At 66.8% G+C, this 12,101-nt stretch carries 12 protein-coding genes and 1 tRNA gene; 6 read left to right on the forward strand and 7 right to left on the reverse strand.

Translation table 11 applies throughout. From position 1 onward, the window contains the following. Position 1: 1 nt before the first annotated feature. Complete coding sequence (locus ACQP1V_RS41885) at positions 2-214, reverse strand: hypothetical protein (protein ID WP_067137957.1); 213 nt, start codon at positions 212-214, stop codon at positions 2-4. A gap of 117 nt (positions 215-331) precedes the next feature. Between ACQP1V_RS41885 and ACQP1V_RS41890 the strand changes: the two genes are divergently transcribed. Both ACQP1V_RS41890 and ACQP1V_RS41895 read left to right on the forward strand, forming a co-directional pair. Continuing rightward, positions 332-841 carry a VOC family protein gene (locus ACQP1V_RS41890; protein ID WP_433417137.1) on the forward strand — a complete coding sequence of 170 codons (510 nt, stop codon included), beginning with the start codon at positions 332-334 and terminating at the stop codon, positions 839-841. Positions 842-1,178: 337 nt separating this feature from the next. After that, positions 1,179-1,254: transfer RNA gene (locus ACQP1V_RS41895), tRNA-Arg, on the forward strand. A 350-nt stretch (positions 1,255-1,604) separates the two neighbouring features. Here ACQP1V_RS41895 and ACQP1V_RS41900 read toward each other — a convergent pair. From ACQP1V_RS41900 to ACQP1V_RS41915, 4 genes are all read right to left on the reverse strand, one after another. After that, on the reverse strand, positions 1,605-2,810 hold the full coding sequence (locus tag ACQP1V_RS41900) for a hypothetical protein (protein WP_433417140.1): 1,206 nt from the start codon (positions 2,808-2,810) through the stop codon (positions 1,605-1,607). An 11-nt stretch (positions 2,811-2,821) separates the two neighbouring features. Then, on the reverse strand, positions 2,822-3,334 hold the full coding sequence (locus ACQP1V_RS41905) for a SigE family RNA polymerase sigma factor (protein WP_433417142.1): 513 nt from the start codon (positions 3,332-3,334) through the stop codon (positions 2,822-2,824). A gap of 908 nt (positions 3,335-4,242) precedes the next feature. Then, on the reverse strand, positions 4,243-5,004 hold the full coding sequence (locus ACQP1V_RS41910) for a neutral zinc metallopeptidase (RefSeq protein ID WP_433417145.1): 762 nt from the start codon (positions 5,002-5,004) through the stop codon (positions 4,243-4,245). Between the two features lie 809 nt (positions 5,005-5,813). After that, positions 5,814-6,173 (reverse strand): nuclear transport factor 2 family protein, encoded by a 360-nt coding sequence (locus ACQP1V_RS41915; protein ID WP_433417148.1) that lies wholly within the window; start codon positions 6,171-6,173, stop codon positions 5,814-5,816. 610 nt (positions 6,174-6,783) lie between these two features. On the opposite strand from ACQP1V_RS41915, the gene ACQP1V_RS41920 reads away from it, so the two are divergent. Continuing rightward, positions 6,784-7,269: a hypothetical protein gene (locus tag ACQP1V_RS41920; RefSeq protein WP_433417151.1), complete on the forward strand. Its 486-nt coding sequence runs from the start codon at positions 6,784-6,786 to the stop codon at positions 7,267-7,269. A gap of 760 nt (positions 7,270-8,029) precedes the next feature. Here ACQP1V_RS41920 and ACQP1V_RS41925 read toward each other — a convergent pair. Continuing rightward, the gene (locus ACQP1V_RS41925) at positions 8,030-8,650 is read right to left on the reverse strand and encodes a TetR/AcrR family transcriptional regulator (RefSeq protein WP_433417154.1); all 621 of its coding nucleotides are present in this window, start codon (positions 8,648-8,650) and stop codon (positions 8,030-8,032) included. Positions 8,651-8,800: 150 nt separating this feature from the next. On the opposite strand from ACQP1V_RS41925, the gene ACQP1V_RS41930 reads away from it, so the two are divergent. From ACQP1V_RS41930 to ACQP1V_RS41940, 3 genes are read left to right on the forward strand one after another with little or no spacing between them, the layout of a single operon-like run. Beyond that, entirely contained in the window at positions 8,801-10,213 is a 1,413-nt protein-coding gene (locus tag ACQP1V_RS41930) for an MFS transporter (RefSeq protein WP_433417157.1), read from the forward strand. A gap of 35 nt (positions 10,214-10,248) precedes the next feature. Beyond that, entirely contained in the window at positions 10,249-11,037 is a 789-nt protein-coding gene (locus ACQP1V_RS41935; protein ID WP_433417160.1) for an SDR family NAD(P)-dependent oxidoreductase, read from the forward strand. Beyond that, on the forward strand, positions 11,034-11,855 hold the full coding sequence (locus ACQP1V_RS41940) for an alpha/beta hydrolase (RefSeq protein ID WP_433417163.1): 822 nt from the start codon (positions 11,034-11,036) through the stop codon (positions 11,853-11,855). The genes ACQP1V_RS41935 and ACQP1V_RS41940 overlap by 4 nt, the downstream gene beginning before the upstream one ends. Here ACQP1V_RS41940 and ACQP1V_RS41945 read toward each other — a convergent pair. After that, complete coding sequence (locus tag ACQP1V_RS41945; protein WP_433417166.1) at positions 11,816-12,100, reverse strand: hypothetical protein; 285 nt, start codon at positions 12,098-12,100, stop codon at positions 11,816-11,818. The genes ACQP1V_RS41940 and ACQP1V_RS41945 overlap by 40 nt on opposite strands. Between the last annotated feature and the right edge of the window lies 1 nt (position 12,101).

The raw sequence follows: 12,101 nt of genomic DNA on the forward strand, positions 1-12,101 counted from the left end.
CTCACAACCCCGAGGGGTCGCGCCCGACGGCGATCTCCTCGGCGATGCGGCGGACCTCCGGCTCGTCCAACCCGGGGACGGGGGGAAGGGCCCTTCGGAGGATGGGAAGCACCTCATGGAACGGCCGCCCGCCATGGTGCACGGCCACTTCGTGAACGACCCGGAACAGGGTCAGGTTGGCCTCGCGCTCCTGGGTGACCCGGTCAGCGATCATCAAACGCCCCCTCCGTCGGCACCAGTCCGCAGGCCACCGTACGGCCTCCCACCGACAGTTTCCGAGAACGCCGCGTCGCGTAGAATGATTGAGAGTTCAATTAATTAAGGAGGGGCCATGCCGATCCAGCGGCTCAACCACGCGGTGCTGTTCGTCAGGGACGTTTCGGCGAGCGTCGCGTTCTACCAGGAGGCACTCGGCTTCCGGGTCGTCATGAGCGGCCCCGGGGCGGCGTTCCTCCAGGCCTCAGGTTCGACGAACGATCACGACCTCGGACTCTTCGAGCTCGGCCCGCAGGCGGGACCGTCCCCGGCGGGCCGGTCGGCCGTCGGGCTCTACCACCTCGCATGGGAGGTCGACACCCTCGCCGAACTGCAGCGCATCGCGGTCAAGCTGAGTGAGCTGGACTCCCTGGCCGGCGCGTCCGACCACTCCACCACCAAGGCCCTGTACGCCAAGGATCCCGACGGGCTGGAGTTCGAGGTCTCCTGGCTGGTGCCGCTCGACCTGATCGACGACGAGACCCTCGCGGGCCGGGCGCGCACCAAGCCGCTGGACCTCGCCAAGGAGTTGGAGCGGTACGGCGCGCAGACCCGAGGCGGCGTCGGGGTCTCCACCCCGGCCTGACCGCCTCCCACACTCCGCCCGCCCAGCCGGGAGCCGCAGAGCTGGCCCGCGTTCCACGCGTACGCCGCCCTTCGCGGCGCTGCGGCGGCGCAGGAGGGCCCTTCGGCCGCACCATCGCCCAGCCCTCCCTGGCGCCGCCTCTCGCAGCTCGCGTCTACTTTCCCTCCGTCCGTCGCCCTCGTCGCCCCACCTCACAGGCCAGCGACCAGGGCTAACACCCGTCCCGTACGGCACCACTACGAGATGAGGCGGTGGTCGGCGACTGCCTCGGGGCGGCACGCCGCAAATCCGGTTCGGAGCACGGCGCAGAACCCGCTATGCTTACTCAAGTCAGCGAGCGGCCGTAGCTCAATGGATAGAGCATCTGACTACGGATCAGAAGGTTGGGGGTTCGAGTCCTCCCGGCCGCGCCAGACAAAGAAGGCCCGTCACCAGGGAAAACCTGGGAACGGGCCTTCTTGCTTTCTAGATCATTGAGCGACGGCATGTGAGACGGGCTGGGGTGGCAGGTTCAGCCCAGGAGCCTGGGCGGGCAGGTCGCTGACTCGGCATTCTTTGCCGAGTCAGAGGAGACCTCGCTCGACGGCTACGCGATCCGGATGAAGGGCTGCAAGGACGTACGGAACATCGTCCGAATTCCAGCAATCGTGCTGATCGCAGCTGGTGTCGCCACGCTGCTCGCGGCCGCTGCGGTGAACACGAAGGAACAAACGGACGAGATCCTTCGGAAGGCAGGCACATCGCCGCCTGATCGTCCCTGAGGTCAGAACGCCCCGGGGGCCCCAGGTAGGACGATGCTGAAGAAGTCCTGCGCCTTGTACGTGGCGAGCTTCCTGGCCTTACCGGTCCTGACGTTCACCGCGTAGGCGGTCATGGTCCGGTACGGCGGGTCGACCACCGCGGGCTCGTCGTCCGGCACCTCGGATGCCGGTCTGCACCGCACGGACCTGGTGAGAGCGGTCACCTCGTCGGCGCTGAGCCAGGTGCGCAGCGAGATCTGGGAGACGTCCGGGGGCAGGCCGCTGATGGCGGTCGCCTTCCGCTTCTTGCCGGTGAGCGTGTCCATGAGGGCGAGGTCGCCATAACGGCAGGGCTTCTCGGCGGTGCTGCGGTTCTCGATCACCGCGACGGTCTTCCCGTCGGGGGCGAGCGGGCTGAAGTTGTAGTGCTTCGGCAAGATGACCGACGTGGAGTTGCCCGCCGAGGAGGACAGCCACAGGTTCGAGATCGTTCGCAGCTGCGAATTGGGCGAGTATTCCGCAAGCGTGATGGTGGCGCCGTCCTGTGACAGGCCGATGGGGACCCAGCGGTTCGGCAACTGACGGACGACCCTGTCGCGCATGTCGATGAGCAGCGCGGGGTCCTTGAAGTCCGGGACCTTGCTGAAGGCCACGAACCGGCCGTCGTCCGACAGCATCAGGCGCGAGATGCTGCCCAGCCAGCCCTTCGGCACCTTGTCGGCGGCCGTCGTCTTCTGGCCCGAGGCCAGGTCGCGGACCTGGAAGGTCCCTTCCTTGGCGCTGTAGTAGGCGATCTTCCGGCCGTCCCGACTGATCGCCAGTGGGCTGTCCCGCAGTCCGCTACGCCCGGAGCTGAGGCTGGGAAGCGCCTCGGTGACGTAGTAGGCCTTCCCGTCCCGCGTGACCACCCGCCAGCCTCCGTCCCGGCAGCCCTTCGGCGCCTTCCCCCTGTCCGGCTTGCAGAAGGTCTTGTACGCGTGGCTCAGCGGGCCTACCCCACGGGCTGGGAGGTCGGCGACCATACCTGGGGTGGTCGCAGCGTCCGGCTGGGTGGGCAGCAGCCGTACGACGGCCGTCGTGCCGAGCGCGGTGACGACCACCAGCGCGGCCGCGACCAGTGAGATGACAGTCTGGCGCCTGCGCTTGTAGATGTTGATGGTCTGTTCGGCCAGGTCTACCTCGGGAGAGTCGTCGGCCAGGTCGTTCAGCACTCCCCGTAGCCAGGTCATCGGCGTGCCTCCTAGATGTCGTTCAATTCAGCGAACTTCGGTGCCAGGTCGGGCGCTAGACCGCGTAAGCGGGCCAGCGCGTGGTGGGTATGGCTCTTCACGGTGCCGATCGAGCAGTTGAGCAACTCGGCGGTCTCGCGTTCCGTGCGGTCCTCGTAGAAACGGAGCACAATCACCGCTCGCTGCCGCGGAGACAACCGCATAAGTGCTTGACGCACGGCGAGCCGTACGACCGTGGAGTTCTCGCTCGAGTAGGACCGTTCCGGCGGCGCGGTGCTCAGGAGCTCGGTGCTTGCCCGGCGCCGCCGCCACGAGATGTGCTGGTTCAGCAGAGCCTTACGCGCGTACGCCTCCGGGCTGTCGATGTGCGAGAGCTTGGGCCAGCGTCCGAGCAACTTGAGCAGCACACTCTGCAGCAGGTCCTCGGCGAGATGGGCGTCTCCCGTGAGCAGGTATGCCGTGCGCATCAGCGACTGCTGATGCGCCGCGACGAACTCACGGAAGCTGTCATTGCGGTCCAACATGACTCCTCTCAACCGTTACCGACGCCGGTGAGGAGACCAAAGGTTGGGCCGACAGAGCGTGAATCCTGAGGATTTGTTCCAAGCCGCCGATCTTGGGCGTGCCGTGCATCAAAGCCCGCGCGAGTAAAGGTGAACGTGAAGTGACCGCCCGGCCAGCCACTCCGCGGCTCACGACGAGCGCTGTACAGCAGCGCCGTACAGCAACGCCCCCTCACATGGTCACACTCCACCAATCCGCATCTACCGTCTGAGCAGGCAGGCCGGCCATCGACAAGGGGCCTGCCCTTCCCTACGGATCAGAAGGTTGGGGGTTCGAGTCCTCCCGGCCGCGCCAGACAAAGAAGGCCCGTGACCAGGGAAAACCTGGGAACGGGCCTTCTTGCTTTCTAGATCATCCAGGCCGTTCGCTAACACCCTTGCTAACAGGGTGGCTCCCCAGCGGCTCCGCTCCATCCCGGCCGCCTCGGTGAAGATCTCAGCAGCCGAGGCTCTGCTGCTCAGGTTCTCGCGAGCCGAAGGGTAGACGTATGTGCTCTTCTCGTGTCCTGGCTCACGGCACTACAGGCGTCGAAGACGCTCTACGGCATCGGCTCCGGGCTCCCCGTTCCGTCCCCTGTCTTGGTCTGTTCGGTGTCCTCCGGCCCGGCATGGCTACGCCTGCCCGACGAGGAGATGACCGCCTTGATTAGCTAGAGGCTCGACGCTCCTCGCGGGTTCGAATCCCACGCTCTCTGCTCCCAGCTCGAAAACGGCGTCCGACCAGGTGCTTTGCCTTGGTCAGACGCCGTTGATCTGAGAGATTGGCTGCAGGACAAACAATCTTGGTCCGAGGGTGGTTGTGGCCGACGATCATTGGGCGTCGTGGTGGGCGTCCGTCGCCACCTCTGGCCCACGTGGTCATCTGTCGGTTAAGCCACGCGCTTGGCGGATGCCGCCCAGGTGTTGCATGCCCCCAGGTCGCCCGTGGTGAACCCCTGGTTCATCCAGTACCCAATGTTCGTCCTCGTCCCATGGTCCTTGTCGGTCCAGTCCTTGGCGTATGAGAGCAGCAGCTTCCAGTCGGCCGAGGAGCGGTCGAGGGATTTCCAGACGCTCGCAAGAAAAGCGGCGCTGAAGCAGTCGTACTGCAACGCGTAGCGGCGGGAGTGTTCGTGGTACTCCTTCTTGTTGCGGAAGTCGATGTCCTGCCACTCGCTGTAGATGTCGGTGAGCGTCTGAACGTGCTGGCCGTATTCCATGCTCACCAGGTTGAAGAGGTACAGGTCGGAAGGGTCGTCGAGCAGGTCGTTGCTGAGCACGATGAAGATCGTTTCGGTCTCGTCGCAGTAGTACGCGTCCTCCTCGGACTGATCCCACTTGAGCGCGCAGAACTTGGCGGGTGGTTTGGTGACGAGCCTCAGCTTCGGGGCCCTGAATGACTGGCCCGACTTCTCGAACTGGGCTGCCCATGTGGTGTTGAGGCAGCTCACGACGGCCTTCACGTACGACTTGGCGAGCGTCGCATTACGCCGTTTGATGGGCTTCTCCGGACACTCAGTGGTGTCGAGCGCGCCGCTGCTGTAGATCGCATTGGCGGTGAGCGTGTTGTTTTTAACCGGATACGCGTGGGCTGTCCCGTAGGGGAGCATAGCGGCGACTATGCCGGAAAGAACGATCAGAACCCGTTTCATGGCGATCAAGAGTAGAACGATGAAAAGCCGTAGGTAAAGGCCTGGTGGTGACGATCCCAGGGCAGGCTCACAATTGTCCATTAGGATCCACACGAATGCTCAGGAACCTGGCTGGCGAGCCTTTACGCGTTGGGGCGTCCAGCAGAGGTGGTAGCGCTGTTGGAGTGGGCGCTGGCCATCGCCGATACCGCCTACGGTCCCATAAAGGGCGATCTTGCTAACGCTGGTGCTAACAACAGCCCTGGACGACCATGGACATCGCTGGAATCTCGGAAGCCGGATACCGCCTCTGAGCAGGCGTTCATGTCAGCGGTGGACGCCTGTGGACATCCCCGATCTTGCTACGGATCAGAAGGTTAGGGGTTCGAGTCCTCTCGGCCGCGCAGCAGGTGAAAGGCCCTTCGGGATCATCTCGGGGCCTTTCGTATGTCTGTACAGCAGCGAGATACAGCAACGTCCTCAGTCACTCCTGACGCTGGCTCGCCTCGGCTTGGATGTGCCCTTCGTGTCCTTTCCCTACGGGACAAGCAGGGTTCATAGTCCCCAAGAGGGAGCGACGTCAGTCAGGAGCGAAGATCTTGATCAACCTCACCGGACGACTACGCGCGTCGGACGGCTCGGGATCAAGAGCCTTCACCAGGCAGTCGATCACCTGGTGAAGCAGCACGACTCTTGGTCATCACACAGCTGCTTCCGCTCCGGATCCGCCGAGAACGCCGCCGTCGTCGAGCGCGTCTTCGATCGGTAGGTCGTCCGCTCTTCCCAAAGGAGCCCGACAAAGGAGCGAATGGGACATAAGCCCCATAAAACTACATGGGTGTCTGGTGGAGGAGGACGACACGCCAGCCGTCGGGGGTCTGGCGATAGACCGTCGACGCGTACCACGAGGACGTCTCGTCGCCGGTAGTACTTGTCAGTTTGTAGGCCACCACGGCTCCTACGTCGCCGAGCGGCTTGACCACAACATCGTGTGCCTGGTTCCGTCGGTCCGGGTTCCCGCTCCCCTTGGCGTACATGTCGAGAACTTGCTGCCTGGACACGATGCCGTAATTTCCCATGGCTACGAAGTCATCGGCGCAGTACTCCTCGAAAAACCTCTCGTCATAGGCCGCGTCAGCGTCCAGCATCCGCTGCTCGATTTCTATCAGCGTCTTTTCGATGTCGCTCATCCTGCCAACTCCTTTGTGAAATGTGCGACCCACGCTGCCAGCTGTACCTGACATCTCCTAACAGGTATACCTACCGCAGGAGCCCGGCGGCTTAGTCGGCGTAGAGCCACAGCGCGCGCCGGGCGCGCAGCTGCCCCGCACGGTCGGCTGCGGGGTCAGCTCGGCGAGGGCGTCCGCGTCCAACTCGCCGAGGCGTTGGCCAGGTCGAGCAGGTTCTCCTGGTGGGTGTCCCACACGGTGCCGTCAGCGGGCATCTTCTCCTCCTCAGACTCACAGCAGGGTCAGCGCTTCCGGTGATTCGGGGGCAGGGGCTTTGCGGGAACCTGCGGGAACCGGGATCTCGTCGAACTCGTCGCCGGAGCTGAGAAAGACGCCAGGCGTAGCGCGTTGTCTAGTCCCACGACATGATTGACAGTTCTGTCCCACCACACACTTGACGGATGCCCTAGGAAACATGACCGGCCTTGCGGGGTCGGGACCGAATAGCGCGCCGCTGGCCGTTCCCCACCACATACCAGTGATCAGTAAATGTCGTCCCCGCCTGCTTGGATCCATCTCGGGAACATGCTGGCCGATTCGATGAATCACAGACGACAAAGGACCGACTGCGTTGGGAGAGCTAGCTTCGTACCTCGTGGAGGAGGCCTACGACGAGGACGGGACCTGGATGGTGGTCGACGAAACCGTCGCCACCGGCAAGGAGACCGCTCCCTGGGAGCAAGAGTGGCAAGGACAGGGCGACTGGGTCGAGGTCGGCCCCAATGCGCTCGCCTGCCAGACTCACAGGGACGTAAGACCGTACGTCCGGTTGGAGTTGTGGAGTGGCGAACCTCCCTTGACTGAGCCGGCCTGGGATCACTCGTGGACCACCGAGATCTTCCTCCGCTCAGGAAAGATCCAGCTCATGGGGTTCTACTCGGGGACCGAGTCCGAGAGTCGCCTCTTGGACCTGGGCCACCGAGACAGCACCTGGCTCGTTCGGGCGCAGCACAAGACGCTGGAAAACGATCGGGAGACCGACTTCCCTCGTTACATTTATCGGGCCGAGATCTACAAGTTCCAGTTCTGGCGGCCGATCCGATTCGCGGGCAGTTGATGCACCAGCCTTTCTGGGAGCCGCTTTGGGAGCCACCCATGTGGACGATCATGGACTGGGCCGAACGGATCTGAACGGCCGGATGACTGCTGACCAGCACGGCGAACGGTTCTGAACGATCCTGGAGATCGTTTGGGGACCTACGGATCAGAAGGTTGGGGGTTCGAGTCCTCCCGGCCGCGCAGCAGGTGAAAGGCCCTCCGGGATCATCCCGGAGGGCCTTTCGCATGTCTGTACAGCAGCGAAATACAGCAACGCCCTTCACAGACGTTCTTGCGGTGGCTGCGCGTCCATGGCCGGCCTGGGCCGCACAACAGGAAAGGTGAGCGGCTGCGGGCAGGCGCCTGCACCGGCACTGCGGGGGGGACTGCCAGGGACGAGCCGCGACGCATGGGACGGCCGACGTTGCTCAGGAGCCACCGAGGTCATCCCGAAGACGGCGAACCCAGTCCGCAGGGAAGACCCGCTCAAGCCGCTCCCTGCTGGTCTCCAGGAGCCCCTCCTTTCGAACTGGTCGAGGACAGCCACCAGATGTGGCAGAACCACCGCGAACGAAGGCGTCATGAAGGCATCCATTGACCGCGGGCGGGGCCACGGCGCACGTGGTGGGCGTAGGCCAGGGCGAGGACCATCGGGCCCCGCAGCGCGATCGGGGTAATGCACAGCATTGCCAGCGCCTGCCACCAGCCGTTCTCATACGCCGTTTGGCCACCCCTGAGCAAGCCCACCCGCGAGGCGGCCCCGCATCACACGGCTCCCGTCACGCGACGCCGGCGCGCGCCGCTGCCAGCGCTCCTGCCGCGGCGCGCTCGGCGGCGGCGTCATCGAGCGATTCCCCCGTGTTGAGCAGCGCGTAGTACAGGGGCGCGGAGACGGCTGCGATCACCCGGCGCGGATCGGTCCCGGCGGGTAGCTCTCCTCGCTCGACGGCGTCGCCGACGCAGCCGGCCCATTCGTCGATGCGTACGGCGTAGAAGCGGTGCAGCGCCTGGGCCGCCTCGTCGTTGCAGAGCGAGGCGGCGATCAGTGCCTTGAACAGGCGTCCCTGCCGGGGGTCGGTGAGGGTCTTGACGACCAGCCGGGCGTTGTCCCGCAGATCCTCCTCGACGCTGCCGGTATGAGAGCGGGGCAACGATCCCTGGGCCATGTCGTCGAGCAGGTCGGCTGCGAGAGCGCCGGGCGTGCCCCAGCGACGGTAGACGGTGGTCTTCCCGACCCCGGCGACACGGGCGATCTCGGCCAGGTCGAGGGCGTCGAATCCCTTCTCGGCCAGGACGTCTCCTGCGGCCTGAAGAACGGCTTCGCGGACGCGGGCGGTGCGCCCACCCGGCCGGACGGCGCCCGGCGGCGGTGTGGCGCTCTGCTGCGATACGGCGGCCATATGGACTCCCCTCTCAAGAGATGCCCTTATTGGGACCCCAGTTCCCTTAGGGCGGCCAACGGTGTTATCGTCCCTCACATCTTAACGGAACCAGAGAACCGTTTAAGCGCTCATAGGAAGTTCCCTGTCATGACCATGACCACAAAGCCTGTGTCCAGACCCCCGGCCCCGCAGCGGCTGACCGGCCGCATGAAAGCCGTCCTCGTGGTGCTGCTGGTCGCCCAATTCATGCTGGCCGTCGACTTCTCGATCCTGAACGTGGCCCTGCCCGAGATCGGCGACACCCTCGGCTTCTCGCTGGCCGACCTGCAGTGGATCGCCACCTCCTTCGCCCTGGGCGCCGCCGGGTTCACCCTCTTCTTCGGCCGCATCGGCGATCTGATCGGCCGCAAGCGCATCTTCCTCGGCAGCCTGGCCCTCCTCGGCCTCGCCTCACTCGCCGGCGGGCTCGCCCCGAACCCCGAGATCCTCATCATCGCCCGCATCGCCCAGGGACTCGCCACCGCCGCCGCCACCCCGGCCGGGCTCGCCCTGCTCACCACTTCCTTCCCCGACGGCCACCTGCGGCAGAAGGCCCTCGGCCTCAACGGCGCGCTCATGTCCGCCGGGTTCACCGCCGGCGCCATCCTCGGCGGCGTCCTGACCGACCTGCTCTCATGGCGCTGGGCCTTCTTCATCAACGTCCCCGTCGCCGCCATCGTGCTCATCGTCGCCCCCAGCGTCATCACCGAGTCCCGGCCCGCCACCCGGCCCAAGGTCGACCTGCCCGGCGCCCTGACCGTCACCCTCGGACTCCTCGGCATCGTCTACGGCCTGACCCAGGCCGGCGAGCACGGCTGGACCCACCCCGTCGCCCTGGTGGGCCTGCTGGCCGGCGCGGCCCTGCTGGCCGCCTTCTACTTCGTCGAGCGCAGGGCCGCCCAGCCCCTGGTTCCGCTGCACGTCCTGAAGAAGCGCACCGTGGCCTGGGGCAACGTGCTGGGACTGCTCGCCTTCGTCACCGAGACCTCCCTGGTGTACCTGCTCACGCTGTACATGCAGAAGACGCTCGGCTTCTCGGCCCTCACCGCCGGGCTCTCCTTCGGCGTCCTGGGGCTCGGAACCGTGGCCGGGGGCCTGCTCGCGCCGAAGCTGATCTCCCGGACCTCCACTCTGACCGTCCTGGTCGGGGGCGGGCTGTTGCAGGCGGCCTTCACCGGCGTCCTGCTCTTCCTGGGCGGCACCTCGGCCTCGATGACGCTGATGCTGCCGGCGACCTTCCTGGGCGGGGTCGGCAACATGCTGGTCATCGTCGGCTTCATGGTCACCGCCACCGCCGGCCTGCCGGACCACGAGCAGGGCCTGGCCACCGGACTGGCATCCATGTCCCAGCAGATCGGCATCACTATGGGGACTCCCGTCATGTCCGCGATCGTCACCGCGGCCACCATGGGCGCCATGTCCGCCGGTGCGATCCTGCACGGCGTCACCGTCGCCATAGCCGCCAACGCCGCCCTCGTCCTCCTCGGTGTCCTCATCGCCGCCGTCTTCCTGCGTGCCCGGCACGGCCGCACGCAGAACTGACCGCCGGCCCCCTCTTGCCCTTCAAGGAGCACAAGATGGATCTTCAGCTCTCCGGCAAGGTGATTCTCGTGACGGGCGCGACCAGCGGGATCGGTCTGGCGACCACTCACCTGCTCGCCGCGGAGGGAGCCCACGTTGTGGCACTCGCCCGCGGCAGCTCGGCCGCCCCCGCGCTGCCACCCACCTCGCAGCTCATCCGCGCCGACCTCACCGACCCCGCCGCGGCGGCCTACGCCGTCTCACAGATCCTGGCTCGTCACGGCAGGCTGGACGGCCTGGTCAACAACGCGGCCGCCCTCACCTCCCGCCCCACCTTCGCGGACATCGACGACGATCAGTGGCACACCACCTTCGAGCTCAACCTCCACTCGGCCGTCCGGCTCACCCGCGCGGTGTTGCCGATCCTGGAGAAGAACCCAGGGGGAGGCAGCATCGTCCATGTCGCCAGCGAGGCGGCCCGCCTGCCCGACGTGACCATCGCCGACTACGCCGCGTCCAAGGCGGCGCTGCTGTCAGTGTCGAAATCCCTGTCCGCTGCCCTTGGACCGGCCGGGGTGCGCTCCAACGTCGTCTCTCCCGGTCCCACACGCACCGCGCTCTTCGACGCCCCTGGCGGCTTCGCCGAACAGCTCGCCGAGCGGTTCGGCCTGCCGCCCGCGGATGCCGTCGAACACTTCATCCGCGTCGAGCGCCGCCTGCCGACCGGGCGCATCGGCACCCCCGATGAGGTGGCCGGCGTCATCGCCTACCTCCTGTCGCCCCGGGCCGCACAGGTCACCGGCGCCGAGTGGGCCATCGACGGAGGAGCTCTGCGTCAGCTATGAGCCTGGCCATATCGACGCCGACCCGTGGCGGGAGCGGCGCCCCGCAGCGGTCCCGCCTCGTCCTTCCCGGGCCGGATCCCGTTCCGGTCCAGATCTACCGGCCGGCCCCGGCCGACGGCCCTCCGGCCGGCTTCCTGGTCTGGGCGCACGGCGGCAGTTGGCGGCACGGTTCGGCCGCCGAGTGGCACCACGCCACGGCGACCCTGGCCGAACGCACCGGCTGGACAGTAGTCAGCGTCGACTATCGGCTCGCGCCGCGGCACCGCCACCCCCGAGCCGTGCATGACGTTCTCACGGCGCTTTACTGGACCGCCGGGCAGGCGGCGGGGGCACCGCTCGCGGTGGGCGGCGACAGCGCCAGCGGTACGCTCGCCGCCTGCGCCGCCCTGGTCGCGCGAGAGCGCGGCCTGCCGCTGACGGCGCAGGTCCTGGCCTACCCACCGCTCGACCCCACGTGCAGCAGCCCGTCCTACCACCGGAGTCCCCAGGCGTTCCCGCAGGCCGCCCTGCTGCGGCAAGCCTGGCGGGCCTGGCGCGGCGACGGCCAGCCCGCCACCTACGACGAGGACGGCACCCGGGTGTATTCGACGCCCTGGGAGGCGCCGTCCTTGGCAGGCCTGGCACCCGCCGTCCTCGCCGTAGGCGCCCGCGACCCGGTACGCGACGACGTCGACGCCTACGCGCGCCGGCTCCGCCGCGACGGGGTTCCAGCGCGCCTGCTGCACCCACCGGGGGCCGTGCACGGAGACGTGCTCCGCCAAAACAGCCCCGTTCTCGATCACATAGCCCGAGCCATCAGCCGGAAGGGCCTGCCATGAGCACCACGACCACCGGCGGGCACGGCGCCCCGCCCGCTCCCTTGGAAGCCCTCGTCCGCCACTTCGGCGACCTGCGCGACGGTGCCCACGCCGGCGAGATCACCCGGCGCGGCAAGGAAGCCGCGTTCGAGCGGGCCGTCCGCCTGCTCGACGCGCCCGCCCGCCGGGTTCTCGCCGAGTTCGACCAGTACCTCCTGCTTGGTACGGGCATGCTGCAGGCCACCGGTACGCGCCGGGACCTCCAAG

The sequence above is a fragment of the Microtetraspora malaysiensis genome (assembly GCF_050947145.1).
Classification (GTDB): domain Bacteria; phylum Actinomycetota; class Actinomycetes; order Streptosporangiales; family Streptosporangiaceae; genus Microtetraspora_A; species Microtetraspora_A malaysiensis.

Coding starts and splice junctions, on each gene's coding strand:
- ACQP1V_RS41885 (WP_067137957.1), bottom strand. CDS start 214: ATGATCGCTGACCGGGTCACCCAGGAGCGCGAGGCCAACCTGACCCTG.
- ACQP1V_RS41890 (WP_433417137.1), top strand. CDS start 332: ATGCCGATCCAGCGGCTCAACCACGCGGTGCTGTTCGTCAGGGACGTT.
- ACQP1V_RS41900 (WP_433417140.1), bottom strand. CDS start 2,810: ATGACCTGGCTACGGGGAGTGCTGAACGACCTGGCCGACGACTCTCCC.
- ACQP1V_RS41905 (WP_433417142.1), bottom strand. CDS start 3,334: ATGTTGGACCGCAATGACAGCTTCCGTGAGTTCGTCGCGGCGCATCAG.
- ACQP1V_RS41910 (WP_433417145.1), bottom strand. CDS start 5,004: ATGAAACGGGTTCTGATCGTTCTTTCCGGCATAGTCGCCGCTATGCTC.
- ACQP1V_RS41915 (WP_433417148.1), bottom strand. CDS start 6,173: ATGAGCGACATCGAAAAGACGCTGATAGAAATCGAGCAGCGGATGCTG.
- ACQP1V_RS41925 (WP_433417154.1), bottom strand. CDS start 8,650: ATGGCCGCCGTATCGCAGCAGAGCGCCACACCGCCGCCGGGCGCCGTC.
- ACQP1V_RS41935 (WP_433417160.1), top strand. CDS start 10,249: ATGGATCTTCAGCTCTCCGGCAAGGTGATTCTCGTGACGGGCGCGACC.
- ACQP1V_RS41940 (WP_433417163.1), top strand. CDS start 11,034: ATGAGCCTGGCCATATCGACGCCGACCCGTGGCGGGAGCGGCGCCCCG.